Below are 19,269 nucleotides of genomic sequence, written 5' to 3' on the forward strand. Positions count from 1 at the left end.
AGGCGCAAGCCGGCAGGGAAAGAAAGGTGAAGACGATTGTTTGAATCAAAATATTCGTGGCAGACTCCTTCCGGACACGAAGAGACCGCACGAACTTTGGCTAAGCAGCTTTCGGTATCCCCATTGACCGCTTCGCTGCTGGCCTCCAGAGGCATCACCAGCCTGGACGATGCCGAGATGTTTCTCGGGGGCAGCCTTGACGCTTTGCATGATCCGTATTTGCTCCGCGGCATGGATAAAGCCGTACCGCGGATTCGGCAGGCGGTTGAACAAGGGGAACATATACTCATATACGGGGACTACGATGCGGACGGCGTTTCCAGCACTTCATTAATGATTTTTTTCATGCGGCATTTGAAGGCCTCTTTCGATATTTACATTCCGCATCGTTCCAATGAAGGCTACGGGTTACATAACCATGCGCTGGATTGGGCCCATCAGCAAGGCGTCAGCCTGATTATAACGGTGGACACGGGCATAAGCGCGGTAGAGCAAATCGCCTATGCCAACGCGCTTGGCATCGACGTGATCGTGACGGATCACCACGAAGCGCCCGAAGTGCTTCCCGAGGCGTATGCCCTCATCAACCCGAAGCAGCCGGGTTGCCCTTATCCGTTCAAAGGATTGGCGGGCGTCGGCGTAGCTTATAAACTGGCCCAGGCCATACTCGGGGAACCCCCGGTGGAATGGACCGAAATCGTTGCGATCGGCACGATCGCGGATCTGATGCCGTTAACCGGGGAAAACCGCATTTTGGTCAGCCGCGGACTGGAATCGATGCGTCGCACCTCGTTTCCGGGAATTCGCGCCCTGATGGAGGTCAGCGGGATTGCAATGGGATCGGTTACGGCCACGAACGTGGCATTCGGGATGGCGCCAAGAATCAATGCCAGCGGCCGGCTGGACCATGCCGGTTCCGCCGTGGCTTTGCTGACGTCCGATGATGCGGACGAAGCGCAGCGTCTGTCCCATGCCTTGGACGAACTGAACAAGGAACGGCAGCAGGTCGTCGAATCGATCGTCGAAGAGGCGCTTGGGCAGCTGCAGCATAAATGTACGGACGGCAGCGTTCCGGACGTGATCGTTCTGGCAGGCGAAGGCTGGAACGTTGGCGTCGTGGGCATCGTCGCTTCAAAAATTTTGGAACGTTATTACCGCCCGGTCATTATTCTCGGCATCGATCCCGAAACCGGGATGTGCAAAGGTTCGGCGAGATCCATCCCGGGGCTTGACATTTACGAAGCTCTGACCTCCTGCAAAGACCTGATGGACCATTACGGCGGGCACCCGTCGGCAGCCGGCATGAGCCTGCACAAGGATCAGCTTCAAGCGTTTGAAGAAGCTTTGAACCGGTTTGCCGCCGCAGCGATGACGGAAGAAGATTATATTCCCGTCACGGCTGCGGACGGCGAATGGAAATTATCCGACGTTCCGCTGGACGTCATCGACGAAATGGAGATGCTGGCGCCGTTTGGCATGGCCAATCCGGTGCCGAAGCTCATTTTCCGCGGAACCCGGCTCGTCGAAACGAGAAAGATGGGGAAAGACGGTAAACATCTGAAGCTGGTCGTCCGACAGGACGGCGCGCGGATGGAAGCCGTGGCTTTCGGCAGGGGAGATTTGGCGGACGTGCTGGAAGAGGGAATGACCCTGGACATTCTGGCCGAGGTTTCGGTCAACGAATGGAACGGGTCGCGGAAGCCGCAGCTGATGCTGCAGGATATGCGGATCGTGGGACCGCAAGTGTTCGATTTGAGGGATGCAAAAGAGCCATGGAGGCTCGTCCAGCAAATCTACGACCGGATATCGCCGCATATGCGGCTGGACCGCAAACAGATCGCAGCCGTGTTTAATCCGCGCCTCGAAAGTTCCCCGAAATTGCATTTGAATGATTGCACCCTTTGGGTATATGATAAGAATGCTGGAATTTCGGCATATAACGACGCGGCCCATACCTATGACGCTGACCAGATTACGACTTTGTTTATGATACACGTGCCCGACTCCGCGGATCAGCTCGATACGCTGCTTGCCACGTTCAAAAACCTCTCCAACCTGTTCCTGCTTCACTCGGGACGGAATCAGGCGGAGAAGCTGACCGTGCCGAGCCGGGACCAATTCAAACTGCTGTATGTATTGCTGATGCGGATGGCTGCTGAGCCGATCAGGGAGAAGGAAGCGCTTCTCCGTCTCAGCCAGCAGTCCTCCGCGACATTGCGTATGGTATCGATGATGATGGACGTATTCGAGGAGCTTTCGTTTATTGAACGCCGTGACGGCCATATCGTGGTCATTCCGAAACCGCCGAAACGCGAACTGAGCAGTTCAGCGCATTTCTCCGCATTGGGCAGCCTGGCCGAAATGGAGCAACATTTGCTGTATGCGGGCACATCCCAATGCACGAGCTGGATGATATCCCGTTTGGAAGGCGCCAGCTAAACGCATGACCTTTCGTATAACACTTAGGAGGAGATTTATTTGGATTACAAGAAACATATTCGGGTCATTCCCGATTTCCCGCAGCCGGGGATCAGCTTCAAGGATATTACCACATTGCTTCAGAACGGAGAGCTGTACAAAAAAGCCATCGACGACCTTAAACAAATGGTTTCCGCTCTGAACATCGATGTGATTGCAGGTCCCGAAGCGCGCGGATTCGTGGTAGGCGCTCCTCTGGCCTATGCGCTTGGCGTCGGTTTTGCGCCGATCCGTAAAAGCGGGAAGCTTCCATACGAGACGATCGAGGTCGGTTATGATTTGGAATACGGCAAAGACCGTCTTGCGATGCATACGGATGCGATCCGCAAAGGACAAAACGTGCTGATTGCGGACGACCTGCTGGCGACCGGAGGCACGATTTCGACTTCCGTCAACCTCGTGCGGCAGCTGGGAGGGAATGTCGTCGGCGCAGCGTTCCTGATCGAGCTTTCGGCTCTGAACGGACGCGAGAAGCTGCCTGGGATCGAAGTGTTCTCCCTCATGGAATACGAAGATTAATCGCCAATAGCGAATACTTATAAGGATTGTCCGGGACTCACGTTTTCCCGGGAAATATTAGGAATACCTTCGGGTCGATTCAGACCTGAAGGTATTTTTTGCTTTGTGCCGCAAATATACATGGAATAGGGGTGTTGTCCACTCGCCGGCATGGCCGCCGTCATGACCAGTTTTCCCCGGGTTGTACGCAGATTGTTGGAATGCTCGGCGGCGATACGAAATAGTGTTATAAGAGAGGATAAAAACTTCATATTTTTATAATAAACAGAAGAAATTCTCTGAGTATCCCGATTTTCTTCTCCTGCCCCAAAAGATGATGCCGTTCCGCCGTTTTTATCCTCAAGCCAAAGGAATGTCTGCCGACAATCATGGAAAGGGAGCCGAAAACATGAAAATGAACAAAAAGGGAATGTCTGTCATTGTGTTGTCCGTGTTATTGTTGTCGTTTATGCTGAGCGCCTGCGGCGGAGGTGGAGCAAGCCCGAAAGAAAGCAGTGGAACGACGAAGGAAAACGGCGACGGAAAAACGCAAGAAAACGTCAGCAAAGCGGAGCCGGTGAAATTGGAATTTTGGACGATCTCGCTGCAGCCGACCTTTACGGATTATTTCAATAACCTGATCTCGGAATACGAAAAAAGCCATGAGGGCGTAACCGTCGACTGGAAGGACTATCCTTACGATGCCGTTACCAACAAGCTGCTTACCAGCATTGCCAGCGGATCCAGTCCGGACGTGGTCAACTTGAACACGGAATTCGCGAGCCAAATGGGTTCCAAAGGCGCCGTAACCGATCTGAACGCCTTTTTGACCGATGAACAGAAGAAGTCTTATTTTGACGGCATCTTCAATTCCACCGTGATCGACGGAAAAGCCTACGCCCTCCCTTGGTACACCGGCACCGAAGTTCTTTTCATGAACACCAAAATCGTCAAGGCGGCCGGCCTGGATCCGGCAAATCCGCCGAAATCGCAGGATGAGCTGATCGCCTGGGCCAAACAGATCAAGGAAAAAACGGGGAAAACGGGATATGCGACGCAGTGGGTTTCCAACCTGTTCCCGAAAGAAGGCATCAAGATCCTGAACGAGGACAAAAGCGCAGCCGCATTTAATACGCCGGAAACGAAAGCGATCCTCGAAAAAACGAAACAGAAAATCGCCGACGGCGTCATCATGAAGGAGGATGTTCCGTTCACGAAGCAGATCCAATATTATTCCAGCGAACAGATGGCTTTCGAAATCGCAGGCCCGACGTTCATCAACTTCCTGAAAACCTCGGCACCGGACGTTTACAAAAATACGGTTGCGGTTCCGCTTCCGACAGGCAAAGCCGATGTGCGCTTGTCGAACAGCATGAACGTCGTCGTGCCCGCGAAGTCGAAGCACCCGAAGGAAGCGGTGGAGTTTGCGGCGTTCATTACGAATGCGGATAACCAGACGGCGTTTGCCAAAGCGGCCAATACGCTTCCGTCTACGAAGGAGTCCATTAAGGATCCGTTTTTTACGCAGTCGGACAACACGCTGGAAGCCCAGGCCAAAATCGCTTCGGCCAACAGCCTGGATAAAGCGGTCGATTATATGGTCGGCGTGCCGAACGCAACGGATATCAACGGGGCGATCGCCAGAGGCCTGCAAAAAATCATGCTGAACGACGCCGACATCGCTTCCACGCTGAACGCCATGGAGCAGGAGGTCAATCAGGTGTTGAAAAAGTAAACGGGACGGTGAATGCGGCATGCGCAGATGGGTGCGTTCGGAAGCCTTCTCAGCTTGGACGTTTATGGCGCCCGGGCTGGCTCTAATAGCGGTGTTTGTATTTTGGCCGATCATTTACGGGATTCCGCTGTCCTTTACCGATTATTCCGTCATTTCCGAAACCCACTATGTTGGCTTGGATAATTTCGTGAAGGCTTTTCAGGATCATAATTTTTTGATTTCGCTGTGGAATTCGCTTTTGTACGTCATCGTCGTGCCGGTGATCCAGGTTTTATCGATTTTGATGGCGATTTTGGTGAACGGGAACATACCCGGCGTCAAAATATTCCGTACGGCCTATTACATCCCGGTCGTGACTTCGATGGTGGCCGTCGCCCTGATCTGGAGCTGGCTGCTCAGCAGCAACGGCGTCGTCAATTTCCTGCTGATGAAAATCGAGCTTATCCATGAACAGGTTTCCTGGCTGTCGACCAGCAGCACCGCGTTGTTCGTCCTCATGTTCATTACGATGTGGAAAGGGCTCGGATACTACATGATGCTTTATTTGGCGGGACTGCAGGGCATCCCCTCGGATCTGTACGAGGCCGCCCGGGTGGACGGCGCGAGCCGCTGGCGTTCGATTTGGAGCATCACCGTGCCGCTGCTTCGGCCGCATATCCTGTTTTGCACGCTGATTTCGCTGATGGGGGCTATCAGAGTATTCGACGAGGTCTACATTTTGACCAAAGGCGGTCCGGGGAACTCGACGTTAACCTCCAGCGTTTACATTTTCCAAAAAGGCCTGGAGCAGTTCAACTTCGGGTATGCGTCGGCGCTGGGGCTGATCGTAAGCGTCCTGATCGGCGCGCTCAGCGTGCTTGTCTTCCGCTTTAACCGCAGAGGGGGTGTACATCCCTATTGATGGCGACGACGACTTATGCAAAAAAATGGTTGACGGGCGTGCGGCTTGCGGTCGTGTACGTCCTGCTGCTGGCGCTGGCCTTATTTATGATGGGACCTTTTCTGTGGCTGCTCAGCGTGTCGCTGATGCCCGGCAAAAACGTGTTTGCCAATCCTCCGGCTATTTTGCCGACGTTTATCGATTTCGATAACTACGTGAAAGTATGGCAGTTCATGAGTTTTCCGAAATACATTTACAACACGGTGGTCATTACGGCGCTAGGGGTGGTCAGCAATGTCGTTTTATCCGCATTGACGGCTTACCCGCTTGCGACCTTCCGCTTCAAAGGCAGAAATTTCGTGTTCGGGCTGCTGGTGGCGACGATGATCATTCCGTCTTCGACGGCCATGATCGTACACTATTTGACCATCCAGTGGCTGCATCTTACAGGTTCTTTTCTTGGGGTGGTGCTGCCTTCGGCCGTTTCGGTGTTCAACATTTTCCTGATGCGGCAGACCTTTCTGAGCGTTCCGACGGACATCCGGGATTCGGGCAAAATGGACGGCGCCTCCGAGTACCGGATATGGTGGCAGCTCGTGCTGCCGCTCGTCAAACCGGCGATCGCGGTGATCTCATTGCTGGAGATGATGGCGTTTTGGAACAACTTTTTGTGGCCGATCGTCGTGCTGGACGATCCGCAGAAGTATCCGCTTGCCGCGGCGCTGACGTTCCTGAACGGACAGTTTTCTTATAATTTCGGCTGGATCGCGGCGGGGACGATGATTTCGGTGCTGCCGATCATCATCGTATTCCTGTTTACGCAGCGGTATTATATGGAGGGCATCGCGGGAGCGATCAAAGGCTAGGCGGCGGGGGATGGACTTTTATATGAAAAAGGGAGCTTGTTAAGCGATGGGGAAGCTGCACAAAATCGTCTATATGCCGCTGGATGAACGGCCTTGCAATTACCAATTTCCTTACCTGCTGGCGCAGGGAACCGGCGTCCGCATGGCGCGCCCGCCCATGGAGATGATGGGACTGAAAAAAAGGCCGGGGGACACGGACCGGTTATGGGCCTGGCTTGAGGAACAGACTGCGGATGCGGACGGCGCCGTCATAGCGCTGGATACGCTGCTGTACGGCGGCATCGTCCCATCCAGGCTGCATCCTATGGAAGAACCGCAGCTCAGGGAACGTCTGCAAAAACTGCGGGGGCTGAAGGAGCGCAATCCGGATCTGAACATATTCGCCTTTCAGCTGATCATGCGCTGTCCCCAATATTCGTCCTCCGACGAGGAACCGGATTATTACGCCGATTGGGGGCGGGATATTTTCCGGAAAGGATACATCGGCCATCGGTCGGAGCTGGGGCTCGCTGCCCCCGGGGAACTGGAGGAGCTGGCGAAGATCGACAGCCGTCTTCCCGCCGGCGTTCTGGAGGATTATTTGCACCGCAGATCCGTCAACATCGGGGCGATCGACTACGCGCTTCGGCTCGCTGCCGATGGCGTCATCGATTTTATGGTCATCCCGCAGGACGATGCGGCGCTTTACGGGTACACGGCAAAGGACCAGCAGAAGGTGCGGGCCCTGATCTCGGAGCTCGATTTGGAGCTGAAAACGTACATGTACCCCGGAGCGGACGAAGTCGGCTGCACGCTGCTGGCCAGAATGGTCAACGAAAGCCTGAACGCCGTTCCGCTCGTGTATGCGAGGCTGGCCGCCTCCCGGGGAGCTTGGGTAACCCCGCTGTACGAGGACCGCGTTCTCCACGAAAGCCTGAAATGCCAAATCATGGCCGCAGGCGGTTTGATGGCGTCCTCGGCAGACGAGGCGGATCTCGTGCTGCTCGTGAACACGCCCGGGGAGACGATGGCGGAAGCATCCGTTCAAGAGGAGCCCGATTGGAGTGACGAGGTATCCCGGAACATCGTCGAACTGGCCGAATACGGGGATTACATGCTTCGCCGCAAAGGAAAACCCGTGGCCGTAGCCGATGTGGCTTACGCAAACGGTGCGGATCGCAAACTGCTGAAGCTGCTGAAGCACAAAGGTCTTCTCTTCGAATTGGCGGGTTATGCCGGCTGGAACACGAGCGGAAATACGCTGGGAACGGTCATCGCGCAGTCGTTTTTGTATCTTCGTTTCGGCCGGACGCCGCAGCATCTGGATTTTTTGGGTCTGCGCTACGCGGAGGATTTGTGTTACTGCACCGTCGTCCGCACGAAACTGAATCAATGCGATGTCGAAGCGATGGGGCTCAGCCGATTTCAGCTGGACGGACCGCGGGGAAAAGTTGCCCGGCTGGTGCGGGAGCGCCTGGCGGATGAGCTCCGGCAGCGCATTGACGGAAGCGGGGGACGCGTCGAAATAACGGATTGCTTCCTGCCGTGGAACCGGACCTTTGAAGCGGGGCTAAGCGTTCGTTATTATCCGCCGGATGAGGAAGGCTAAGACTGCATCGGGTTCCAGCCCCGGCATGTTTATTCGGATTTGGCAAAGGCATAAAAAACAGAGCCGGCAGCGCCCCTTACAAGGGCTTGTCCGGCTCTGTTTATTTGGGATCAGTCTGGAGTCTTTTCAACAAGTTCGTCGTTTTTTTCGTTGGAAAGGCCAAGCACGTCAATCAGCTTGAAGAACAAGCTCAGCAACATGCCCACGATCGTTGCCAGCGCCATCCCTTTCAAATGGACGTTGCCGATATCGAGCTGCACGCCGCTGATGCCGACGACCAGCACGAGCGTGGCAAGGATCATGTTCGTCGGTTTCGAAAAATCGACCTTTTGCTCGACGAAAATACGCAGGCCCGAAGCGGCGATGACCCCGAAGAGCAGCAGCGACACGCCGCCCATGACGGGTTCCGGGATGTTTGCGATGACCGAAGAAAACGTGCCCGAGAAGGACAGCACGATGGCGATGACGGCGGCCCCGCCGATCACGAACACCGAGTAGACCTTGGTCAGCGCCATCACCCCGATGTTCTCGCCGTACGTCGTGTTCGGGGTAGAGCCGACGAATCCGGACAGGACGGTCGAAATGCCGTTACCGAGCAAAGAGCGGTTCAGGCCGGGATCTTTGGACAAGTCTTTGCCGACGATGTTGCTTGTGACCAGCAAATGCCCGATATGCTCGACGATGACGACCAGCGATACAGGAATGATAGTAAGGATCGCATTCATATCGAATTTAGGAGTGGTGATCGTCGGCATCGAAAAGAGGTGCGCGCTTGCGATGGCGCTTTTGTTGATCATGCCCGGCATAAAATAGGCGACCGCGTATCCGGTGACGATCCCGATCAGGATGTGGATGATCTTCGGGAAGCCGCGGAACAGCACCGCGCCGATGACGGTGACGCCAAGCGTCGTCATGGACAGGATCACCGCGTTCGGATGAAACCAATCCGCCGAAGCGCCGTCCTTCGGGATCAGGCCGGCCATGCCGGCTGCAGTAGGCACGAGTTCAAGGCCGATCGTAGCGACGATGGCGCCCATGGCCGCGGGAGGGAAAACGACGTCGATCCATTTCGTTCCGGCGTATTGCACGATCAGTCCGACGACGATGAAAATGATGCCGGTGACGATAAAAGCGCCGAGAGCCAGCGGGTAATTGTCCGTGTTATGATTCAGGACGGCTAGTACGGGCGAAATAAACGCGAAGCTGGAGCCGAGGTAGGCGGGGATTTTTCCGCTGCAGATCAAAATGTACAGCAGGGTGCCGATGCCGTTCATCAGCAAAATCATGCCGGGGTCGACGCCGAACAGGTTAGGCACGAGGACCGTGCTGCCGAACATGGCGAACAGGTGCTGCAGGCTGAGAAGGAATCCCGGGCCAAGCGGAAGCCTTTCATGGACTTGAATTTCGCGTTGCAAGGTTCTTCACTCCTAAATATGAAATATTTTCGTATCTCGAATTGCATTCAATGAACTAGATTAGCTAAGATGCCGACATTTTTCAATCATTTTTTTATGTGATTATGGCCAAATTCGATGATAAAAATTGACGAAAAACCAAAAACACCGGAATGTTCCGTCCAAACCTCCCTGTTCCTGGCACGAAATATTGACGCGGAGCCTTTCAAGCGTCATAATTATAGGAAATCTTATTTGACCAGGGAACCTGCTTAGGATAAACGTTTGCGGGTTCTATTTCATATAGAAGGGAAACGGAAACGACTAGAATGGGCATAGAGCGATTACTTGAAAAGGCAGGAGCCTATATCAAAGAACCGGATTTGAGCCGCATCCGCGAAGCCTATGAATTTGCGGAGCAAGCTCATCACGGACAGGTGCGCAAATCCGGCGAACCCTATATTCTGCATCCGCTGGCGGTTGCAGAAATTGTCGTGGGCTTGATGATGGATACGACATCCATCGTCGCTGCGCTGCTGCATGATGTCGTTGAGGATACGACCGTATCGCTGGAAGAAATCCGGGACAAGTTCGGCGACGCCTGCGCGATGCTGGTTGACGGATTGACCAAACTGGAGCGTATCCAGTTCCGTTCCAAAGAAGAGCAGCAGAACGAAAATTACCGCAAAATGTTTATCGCCATGGCGCAGGATATCCGGGTCATCGTGATTAAGCTTGCGGACCGGCTTCATAATATGCGTACTTTAAAATACCAGTCGGAGGAGAGCCAGCGGCGGATCGCGTACGAAACGCTCGAAATTTTTTGCCCGATCGCGGACCGGCTCGGTATTTCGGCGATCAAAAGCGAAATGGAAGACCTGTCGCTTCGCTATCTCAACCCTCAGCAATATTACCGGATCGCCAACCTGATTCATAAAAAACGCGCCGAACGGGAACAGTTTGTCGAAAACGTCATCGCCAAAATCCGCGAAAAGCTGGACGAAATGGGGATCGAAGGCGATCTGTCCGGCCGGCCGAAGCATATATACAGCGTTTTTAACAAAATGACGTCCAAAAACAAGCAGTTTAACGAAATTTACGACCTGATCGCGATCCGGGTCATCGTCGACAACATCAAGGATTGTTATGCCACGCTCGGCATCATTCATACGTTATGGAAGCCGATGCCCGGACGGTTCAAAGATTACATCGCCATGCCGAAGGCCAACATGTACCAATCGCTTCATACGACGGTGGTCGGCCCCAACGGGGAACCGACGGAAGTGCAGATCCGGACGTGGGATATGCACCGGACGGCCGAATACGGGATCGCGGCTCACTGGGCGTATAAGGAAGGGACGACGCCGGCCGGAGGCAATTTTGAAAATAAAATGACTTTCTTCCGGGAAATTTTGGAGCTTCAGCATGAAGCGAAGGATGCTTCCGAGTTCGTGGAATCCCTTAAGATGGATTTCTTTTCGGACCTCGTATTCGTGTTCACTCCGAAGGGCGAGGTTATTGAGCTGCCTTCAGGATCCGTGCCTCTGGATTTTGCTTACCGGATCCATACGGAGGTCGGAAACCGTACGATCGGAGCGAAGGTGAACGGGCGGATCGTGCCGCTGGACCATCGCTTGAAAACCGGAGACATCGTCGAAATCCTGACGTCCAAGCACTCCTACGGACCCAGCGGGGACTGGCTGAAGATTGCCCAGTCTTCCCACGCCAGAAGCAAAATCAAGCAGTGGTTCAAAAAGGAAAAACGCGAAGAAAACGTCGAAAAAGGCCGCGACATGATCGAACGCGAGCTGAAAAACCGCGGGCTCGATCCTGCCGAATGGACCACGGACGACAAGCTGCTGGAAGTCGCCAAAAAGTTCGCCTTCAACGACGTGGAGGACATGCTGTCAGGCATCGGATTCGGGGGCATCACGGCCGCCCAGATTTGCACCCGCTTGACGGAACGCCTCCGCAAAGAGCAGGAAGAAGCCAATCTGCTGGAACTGACGTCGGAGAAAAAGGAAATCAAAGCCCCGTCGGAAAAACGATCCCGCCCGACCAACGGCGTGCGCGTCAAAGGAATCGACAATTTGCTGGTCCGTTTTGCGCGCTGCTGCAACCCTGTTCCGGGGGACGATATCGTCGGTTACGTTACCCGCGGACGCGGCGTTTCCGTACACCGCTCGGATTGCCCGAACATTCAGGCGTCGGAGGAAAGCGAGGATGCAGCCCGCGTGATCGAGGTCGAATGGGAGACGGAAATCGAAGCGAATTACAGCGTCGACATCGAAATTACGGGCCATGACCGCAACGGCCTGCTGAACGAGGTGCTTCAGGCGGTATCCGAAAGCAAAACGAACATTTCCGCCGTCACCGGACGTTCGGACAAAAACAAGATGGCGCTGATCCACATGACCATCCTGATCCGCAACACGGATCATCTCCATTCGGTCGTGGAGCGGATCAAACGCGTCAAAGACGTTTATACCGTGCACCGGATCATTCAATAACATTCATCATTCAGCAAGCGGAGGGAATCGCAGCATGAGAGTCGTCGTTCAGCGCTGCAAGGAAGCGCAGGTTACCGTGAACGGAGAAATTACCGGCCGGATCGGCCAAGGTTTGATGGTCCTCGTAGGGGTTACCCATGAAGATACGGAAAAGGATGCGCAATATTTGGCCGACAAGGTCGCGGGCTTGCGCATTTTCGAGGACGGGGAAGGCAAAATGAATTACAGCGTCACCGATGTGGGCGGGGGGATTTTGTCCATCTCGCAGTTTACGCTCTACGGCGATTGCCGCAAAGGCAAACGTCCGAATTTTATGGCTGCGGCCAAAGCCGATCGGGCGCTTGAGCTGTACGAACGTTTTAACCGCGAGCTGTCCGCCAAAGGGCTGCAGGTCGAAACCGGCATTTTCGGCGAGATGATGGATGTCGCGTTTACGAACTGGGGTCCCGTCACGTTGATCATCGACAGCAAAACGACGGCATAAACCGGCGTCCCCAAGGGAATGCTGAAATATAGAACATCAGCAATTATCCGAAGGAGCCGTCCTATTTATGCGCCAATCTTTCCAAGGATCTGCCCTAAAGCAGCTGCCGCTTATTCCGCTTGAATCCGTGAAAGAAGCGGTCAAGCTGGAGCAGGCAGGGAAAATTCCTTTTCCTTTATGGCATGGATACGACAAGGGAAAAGGATCGCTGCCTTACCGCCAGCGTTAACAATCGAACAGTACCCATGCAAAGCAGGGCTTCCGGCATATCGGAACCCTGCTTTTTTAAATGATGGTTACACCGGTTTTCTTTGGGGTAATTACAGAGCATAAAGGCAAACCAGAATCCTTCCGGAAAAGGAGGCAATGATCATGTCGAAACAAATTCAGGCATACTTCAAAACGGAAGACGACGCCGAGCAAGCGAAAACGAAATTGATCGGCATCGAGACGGAGCATTTGGAGGTCGGCCGGCTCGGGACTGCGCTGGAAGGCAACAGGCGGATTCTGCTCCCGTTTGCCCCGGCGGGGATGACAGGCAATGGTGTATCGACCGGTTCCGCATCGGCTGCCGGCGTTTCCGGGGCGGCCTATACTCCTCCGGTGGTAATGTCGGTCGATGATGACGAGGGCGCGCGAGACCGGGATGGCGATGCAGCCGGGGAATCACCGGTGGACAACCGGACCGCGGAAGACGTGCTGCTGCCGGATTCCATGGATTTGTACGCGGATCGTTACGATGATCTTGAATACGTGCTTTCCTGCAAAGTGCGGGATGAGGATTATGCAAAAGTCGTCAACACGCTGCGCAATCACGGAGGTCACGTCGAAATCTTTGAGGAATGAGTAAAAGCCGGGCTTTTTAAAGCGGTTTCTTATTTGTAATATAACTGTAATATAAGCTTCATCATCCTTTAATATAGCCTGCTTATAATAACAGCATGACCCCCTTTTTTAATATAAAGTCTTTTGGACCTACAATCGGATTGTAGGTTTTTCTTTTGCCTGCCCCTTGACTTTAGTAAAGCAGTTCATTACAATCTAAAAATAATCCAAAAACCGATTCGATGACGGGACCAAGTAGTCCGCGCCCCACCATGCAGAGAGGAATCCCTTAGGCTGGAAGGATTCTATGGATGACCGGATGAATGACTTCCCCGAGAACACGCGTCGAAAACCGAGGAATCTGTGCGATCCTTGCCAGTAGACGTGCTGCGCGTAACGGGCGTTAAACGTATGAGCGGATGCGCTATATCAGCGGGTCCGGAATGTGGGTGGCACCACGGGAGATTGATCGATCCAATCCCTCGTCCCTGTTTGCTTATTGAAGCGGCAGGGCGAGGGATTTTTTGCATACCCGGCGGCTTTTGGCCCGTACTTTGATAAGCGATTTGAAATACGAAAAGAAACATTCAAAACCGTATTTTGGCAAATGTTGAGCTTTGCTGCGAAATTTGCGAAAAATACATGGAGCAGGAGGTAGAACGATGGCTTACCAAAAACCGACAGGCACGCAGGACTTTTTGCCTGGAACCGTGGAAAAATGGCAGTCCGTCGAGGAAAAAGCCAGAGACTTGTGCCGGCGGTTCAATTACCGCGAAATCCGCACGCCGATGTTCGAGCAGACGGAATTGTTTGAACGCGGCGTCGGCGAAACGACGGATATCGTCGAAAAAGAAATGTACACGTTCAAGGACAAAGGCGACCGCAGCATGACGCTTCGTCCGGAGGGAACGGCGGGGGTCGTCCGTTCTTACGTGGAGAATAAGCTTTACGGGGAACCGGACGTCAGCAAACTGTATTACATCGGACCGATGTTCCGCTACGAACGTCCGCAGGCCGGCCGTTATCGGCAGTTCCACCAGTTTGGCGTCGAAGCCTTCGGCGCGATCGATCCGGCGATCGATGCGGAAGTGGTATCGCTTGGTTACCAGTTCTGCAAAGAACTAGGGCTGCAGGGCGTGAAGGTAGAGATCAACTCCGTCGGCAACCCGGCGAGCCGCGCGGCATACCGCGAAAAGCTGCTGGAATTCCTCACTCCGATGAAGGACCGTTTGTGCAAGGACTGCCAATCGCGGATGGAGCGAAATCCGTTGCGCGTGCTGGACTGCAAGGTCGATCAGGACAAATTCGTCGACGCGCCTTCGATTCTCGACAGTTTGGACGAGGAATGCACGACCCACTTTGAACAGGTCAAACGGTATTTGACGGATATGGACGTGGATTTCGAGGTGAACCACCGTATGGTTCGCGGCCTTGACTATTACACGCATACGGCTTTCGAATATAAAGCGCAGGGCATCGGCGCGATCGACACGATCGGCGGCGGCGGCCGCTACAACGGCCTCGTGGGCGAAATCGGCGGGCCGGATCAGCCGGGGATCGGATTCGGGCTCGGGCTCGAGCGCATCTTGCTGATCGTCGAAAAGCAGGAAATCGACCTGAACGCCGTTAAACCGCTGGACGTTTATTTCGTCGCGCTCGGCGAAGCGGCCGACCGGGAAATCACGAAGCTGCTGTATCTCGTCCGCAAGGAAGGATTGTCGGCCGAACGCGATTACCTGGGAAGAAAAATGAAGGCTCAAATGAAATCCGCGGACCGTTTTAACGCCAAAGTGACGGCGATCCTCGGCGACGATGAGCTGCAGCGGGGCGAAATCGCGCTGAAATCGATGGCGACCGGCGAACAGCAGACGGTAAAACTGAGCGAGCTTGCAACGAAACTAAAGGAAATCGCCGAATAGGCATACCAAATATAAAAGGAGTTTGAGAATCATGCTTAGGACCCATCAATGCGGAAGCCTGACGACAGGCCACATCGGAGAAACCGTAACACTGAACGGCTGGGTGCAAACCCGCCGCGACCTCGGGGGCGTATTGTTCATCGACCTGCGCGACCGCAGCGGCGTCGTGCAAATCGTATTCAACCCCGCGTATTCCGGGGAAGCGCTGGCGATTGCCGACAAGGTGCGCAGCGAATACGTGCTGGCGGTTACCGGTAAAGTCGTCAAACGCGATCCGGAAACGATCAACCCGAACCTTGCCACAGGCGAAATCGAAGTTCAAATCACCGAGATCGAAGTACTGAACGGCGCCAAGACGCCTCCGTTTTTCATCGAAGACGGCGTGGAAGTCGACGAGTCGCTTCGCCTGAAATACCGTTACCTGGACCTGCGCCGCCCGGAAATGCAGAAAACGCTGCTGCTCCGCTCGAAAGCTTCGAAGATTTTCCGCGACTTCCTGGACGGCGAAGGGTTTATCGAAGTGGAAACGCCGATCCTGACCAAAAGCTCCCCGGAAGGCGCACGCGATTATCTCGTGCCAAGCCGGGTGCATGAAGGCGAATTTTTCGCTTTGCCGCAATCCCCTCAGCAGTATAAACAGCTTCTGATGGTAGGCGGCATCGAGCGTTATTTCCAAATCGCCCGCTGCTTCCGGGACGAAGACTTGCGCGCGGACCGTCAGCCGGAATTCACGCAGGTCGACATCGAAACGTCCTTCATGAGCCGGGACGAGCTGCTGGGCATGATGGAAAAACTGATGGCCCGCCTGTTCAAGGAAACGATTAACGTCGACATTCCTTTGCCTTTCCAACGCCTGACCTACGCTGAAGCGATGGACAAATACGGCTCCGACAAACCGGACCTTCGTTTCGGGCTGGAACTGATTCAAGTCAGCGACCTGGTTGCGTCGAGCGGCGTCAAGGTATTTGCTTCGGTCATCGAAAAAGGCGGAGAGGTCAAAGTGCTGAACGCCAAAGGCTGCGGCACGTGGAGCCGGAAGGAAATCGACGATCTGGGACCGTTCGCGGCCCGTTACGGCGCCAAAGGATTGGCATGGATTCAAGTCAAGGAAGGCGAATTCAAAGGGCCGATCGTCAAATTCTTTACCCCTGAAGAGATCGAAGCGCTGAGAGAGCGCACCGGAGCCGAGGAAGGCGACCTGCTGCTCTTCTCCGCCGACAATAAAAAGGTCGTTGCCGACGTGCTTGGCGCACTCCGCCTGAAAATCGGCAAACAACTCGGTCTGATCAACGAAAACGAGTTCAAATTCGCCTGGGTAGTCGACTTCCCGCTGCTGGAGTGGGATGAAGAAGAGAAACGCTACGTGGCTCTCCACCATCCGTTCACCCGTCCGCGCGATGAAGACCAGCATCTGTTTGAAACGAACCCGGGTCAAATTCTGGCCCAGGCGTACGATATCGTGCTGAACGGTTATGAAGTCGGCGGCGGTTCCATGCGGATCTACAAGCGCGACATGCAGGAAAAAATGTTTGCGGCGCTGGGATTGTCGCCGGAGGAAGCCCAAGACAAATTCGGCCATCTGCTCGAAGCGTTCGAATACGGCACGCCGCCGCACGGCGGAATCGCCTTCGGCCTGGACCGCCTCGTCATGCTTTTGGCCGGCCGCAGCAACCTGCGCGAAACGATCGCGTTCCCTAAAACGGCAAGCGCCACGGATCTGCTGATGGACGCGCCATCGCCGGTCGATGCGTCGCAGCTTGAACAGCTTCATATCAAAGTGGCGAAAAAACCTGCAGAGAAAAAAGTGAATGCTTAAATAAAGGGAGGCCTCCATACTCTATGCTCAACCAATTTTCCCGGACGGAACTGGCCATAGGACCGGAAGGTCTGGAAGCGATGAAAAACAGCACGGTGGCTGTCCTCGGAATCGGCGGCGTAGGCTCCATTGCGGTGGAGGCCCTCGCCCGCACGGGCGTCGGCAAGCTGATCCTGATCGACAAGGACGTCGTGGACATTACCAACATTAACCGGCAAATCCATGCGCTCACGACGACGATCGGCCAGAAAAAAGCCGATTTGATGGTGGAACGGATCAAGCTGATCAACCCCGAATGCGAAGCGATCGCCTTGAATATGTTTTATACCGAGGAAACCTGCGAGGAGCTTTTCAAATACGACCTGGATTACGTGCTGGACGCGTCCGATACCGTTTCGTACAAAATCCATCTCATCAAGGAATGCCTCAAGCGAAAAATTCCGATCATCTCCAGCATGGGCGCGGCCAACAAAATGGACCCGAGCCGCTTTCAGGTCGCGGATATTTCCAAGACGACGGTCGACCCGATCGCCCGCGTCATCCGCACCAAGCTGCGCAAGGAAGGCATCAAAAAAGGCGTGAAGGTCGTCTTTTCGACCGAAGAGCCGATGAAGCCGCGGGTGGACGTGACGGAAAAAATCGTGCCCGAAAATGCTCCGGAAATACGCAAAGCGAAGCAGCCGCCGGCCAGCAACGCGTTTGTCCCGCCGGTAGCCGGACTTATCATGGTCGGCGAGGCCGTCAAGGATCTGCTGAAAAAGGCCGGGATCCGGGTGTAAAGAAAATCCCTTCCTTCAGCCAGAATGTGGTACAATCAAAAGGCGTGAAAAGTCGAGAAAAACCGACAATCACGCCTTTTTGTTTCATGCCCGGCAATGAGGGGTCATTTGCCGGGGGGTTCGACATAGAGAGAGAAAAAAGGGGGATTTTTTTGAGACAAGGTTTTTGGCGGAATCGTCTCGGCCTCAGGCCGGGAGACAGCTGGAAAAAGGAACTCATCGCCGGAGCCGTAGCGTATTTTTCGGTTGTGTACATCGTGATGGTGAACGCGAACATCCTGCATGATGCAGGCATGCCGCTGAAGGCGGCGATGATCGGAACCATTTTGGCATCGATCGTCGGCTGCTTGCTGATGGCGTTCGGCGGGAAATCGCCGATCATCGTCGTGCCGGGCATGGGGATCAATGCTTTTTTTACCTATACGCTGGTCCACTCGATGCGTTTAAGCTGGCAGGAGGCTTTGATGGTGGTGACGGTGACGGGCGTTTTGTTCACGATTGTGGCGTTTACGTCCCTTTACCGGATCATCAGCGAGGCGATACCGCATCATTTGCAGCATGGCATCACCGTCGGGATCGGCTTGTTCCTGACCTTTATCGGTCTCCAGAAAAGCCAAATCGTCATCGCGCATCAAACGACGTTTGTTACGATCGGCCATTTCAGCGATCCTTCGGTCATCGTATCCTGCATTACGCTGCTTCTGGCGTTGATCCTGTTTATCCGCAACGTCCAAGGCGGCCTTTTGATCGCGATCCTGGCAGGCACCGGGCTGGCTTATCTGCTTGGAGCGGTCAAACCCGTGCAGCAGACGGAGCCTGGCCGCCTGTTCGAATCGTACGGGACGTTATTCGGGCAGCTTTCCTGGTCGGGAATCGGCAGCCTCGTGTTTTGGATCGCGGTGTTTTTGCTGCTTTTGATCGTCGTGTTCGAAAACATCGGCCTGATCGCGGCCCAAACCCGGATGATCGGCCGTCCCGGCAATTTCAGGGGAAGCCTGCGGGCGTTGGCGCTGACGAATATCGTTGCCGGCGTTTTCGGCAGCAGCCCGATGGTCGCTTCGGCGGAGACAAGCGCGGGAATCGCGGCCGGCGGACGGACAGGCCTTACGGCGCTCGTATCGGGCGCGTTATTTGGAGCGACGTTCTTTTTTATTCCGCTGCTCGCCTACATTCCGGACAGCGCGATCGCTCCGGTCCTGATCGTGATTGGCGGACTGATCGTGCAGAACGTGAAGGAAATGGATTTCAGCGATATGACCGAAGCGTTTCCGGCCTTTTTGATCATGGTGATGATCCCTTTCACATACAGTATTGTGGATGGCATGGCTTTCGGATTCATCGCGTACCCGCTCGTCAAAATCGCCCGGGGAAAAAGCAGGGACGTTTCTCCGGTGCTTTATATCATCGCCGCTTTGTTCGTCGTCAACTTTGTGGTGCATGCCCTGCTGTAATACTGAAGCAAAGGTAGAGGCAACGGGGCCGCTTGCTTGCAGCAGG

15 protein-coding genes are annotated in these 19,269 nt (G+C 54.5%); 14 read left to right on the forward strand and 1 reads right to left on the reverse strand.

Translation table 11 applies throughout. The annotated features are described in order from the left end of the window. The first annotated feature begins 36 nt into the window (after nucleotides 1-36). The 6 genes from recJ to AC27KL_RS19695 all read left to right on the forward strand — a co-directional run bounded on the left by recJ (nucleotide 37) and on the right by AC27KL_RS19695 (nucleotide 8,045). On the forward strand, nucleotides 37-2,439 hold the full coding sequence (gene recJ / locus AC27KL_RS19670; protein ID WP_487170733.1) for a single-stranded-DNA-specific exonuclease RecJ: 2,403 nt from the start codon (nucleotides 37-39) through the stop codon (nucleotides 2,437-2,439). A gap of 39 nt (nucleotides 2,440-2,478) precedes the next feature. Further along, nucleotides 2,479-2,997, forward strand: a complete 519-nt coding sequence (locus AC27KL_RS19675; protein WP_036711201.1) for an adenine phosphoribosyltransferase — start codon at nucleotides 2,479-2,481, stop codon at nucleotides 2,995-2,997. Nucleotides 2,998-3,385: 388 nt separating this feature from the next. After that, a complete protein-coding gene (locus AC27KL_RS19680; RefSeq protein WP_487170734.1) occupies nucleotides 3,386-4,711 on the forward strand; it encodes an ABC transporter substrate-binding protein in 1,326 nt (441 codons plus the stop codon). A gap of 19 nt (nucleotides 4,712-4,730) precedes the next feature. Further along, nucleotides 4,731-5,612 (forward strand): carbohydrate ABC transporter permease, encoded by an 882-nt coding sequence (locus AC27KL_RS19685; protein ID WP_487170735.1) that lies wholly within the window; start codon nucleotides 4,731-4,733, stop codon nucleotides 5,610-5,612. Continuing rightward, nucleotides 5,612-6,457 carry a carbohydrate ABC transporter permease gene (locus tag AC27KL_RS19690; RefSeq protein ID WP_339325070.1) on the forward strand — a complete coding sequence of 282 codons (846 nt, stop codon included), beginning with the start codon at nucleotides 5,612-5,614 and terminating at the stop codon, nucleotides 6,455-6,457. Before AC27KL_RS19685 ends, AC27KL_RS19690 begins: the two co-directional genes overlap by 1 nt. Nucleotides 6,458-6,503: 46 nt before the next feature. Further along, nucleotides 6,504-8,045, forward strand: a complete 1,542-nt coding sequence (locus tag AC27KL_RS19695) for a DUF4127 family protein (RefSeq protein WP_487170736.1) — start codon at nucleotides 6,504-6,506, stop codon at nucleotides 8,043-8,045. A 110-nt stretch (nucleotides 8,046-8,155) separates the two neighbouring features. Here AC27KL_RS19695 and uraA read toward each other — a convergent pair whose 3' ends face one another. Continuing rightward, nucleotides 8,156-9,460 (reverse strand): uracil permease, encoded by a 1,305-nt coding sequence (uraA, locus tag AC27KL_RS19700; RefSeq protein WP_487170737.1) that lies wholly within the window; start codon nucleotides 9,458-9,460, stop codon nucleotides 8,156-8,158. Between the two features lie 308 nt (nucleotides 9,461-9,768). On the opposite strand from uraA, the gene AC27KL_RS19705 reads away from it, so the two are divergent. The 8 genes from AC27KL_RS19705 (at nucleotide 9,769) to AC27KL_RS19740 (ending at nucleotide 19,223) form a co-directional block, all read left to right on the forward strand. After that, entirely contained in the window at nucleotides 9,769-11,949 is a 2,181-nt protein-coding gene (locus AC27KL_RS19705; protein ID WP_339323912.1) for a RelA/SpoT family protein, read from the forward strand. A gap of 34 nt (nucleotides 11,950-11,983) precedes the next feature. Beyond that, a complete protein-coding gene (dtd, locus tag AC27KL_RS19710) occupies nucleotides 11,984-12,433 on the forward strand; it encodes a D-aminoacyl-tRNA deacylase (RefSeq protein WP_487170738.1) in 450 nt (149 codons plus the stop codon). A 67-nt stretch (nucleotides 12,434-12,500) separates the two neighbouring features. Further along, complete coding sequence (locus AC27KL_RS19715; protein ID WP_156124606.1) at nucleotides 12,501-12,662, forward strand: hypothetical protein; 162 nt, start codon at nucleotides 12,501-12,503, stop codon at nucleotides 12,660-12,662. Nucleotides 12,663-12,805: 143 nt separating this feature from the next. After that, nucleotides 12,806-13,279, forward strand: a complete 474-nt coding sequence (locus AC27KL_RS19720; RefSeq protein ID WP_487170739.1) for a hypothetical protein — start codon at nucleotides 12,806-12,808, stop codon at nucleotides 13,277-13,279. Between the two features lie 641 nt (nucleotides 13,280-13,920). Then, the gene (gene hisS / locus AC27KL_RS19725; RefSeq protein WP_036711216.1) at nucleotides 13,921-15,177 is read left to right on the forward strand and encodes a histidine--tRNA ligase; all 1,257 of its coding nucleotides are present in this window, start codon (nucleotides 13,921-13,923) and stop codon (nucleotides 15,175-15,177) included. A 31-nt stretch (nucleotides 15,178-15,208) separates the two neighbouring features. Continuing rightward, the gene (gene aspS, locus AC27KL_RS19730; RefSeq protein ID WP_339323917.1) at nucleotides 15,209-16,993 is read left to right on the forward strand and encodes an aspartate--tRNA ligase; all 1,785 of its coding nucleotides are present in this window, start codon (nucleotides 15,209-15,211) and stop codon (nucleotides 16,991-16,993) included. 23 nt (nucleotides 16,994-17,016) lie between these two features. Next, a complete protein-coding gene (locus AC27KL_RS19735) occupies nucleotides 17,017-17,772 on the forward strand; it encodes a tRNA threonylcarbamoyladenosine dehydratase (RefSeq protein WP_036711218.1) in 756 nt (251 codons plus the stop codon). Between the two features lie 152 nt (nucleotides 17,773-17,924). Further along, nucleotides 17,925-19,223, forward strand: a complete 1,299-nt coding sequence (locus AC27KL_RS19740; protein WP_487170740.1) for an NCS2 family permease — start codon at nucleotides 17,925-17,927, stop codon at nucleotides 19,221-19,223. Nucleotides 19,224-19,269: the final 46 nt, after the last annotated feature.

The organism is Paenibacillus sp. YAE3 (assembly GCF_057546105.1).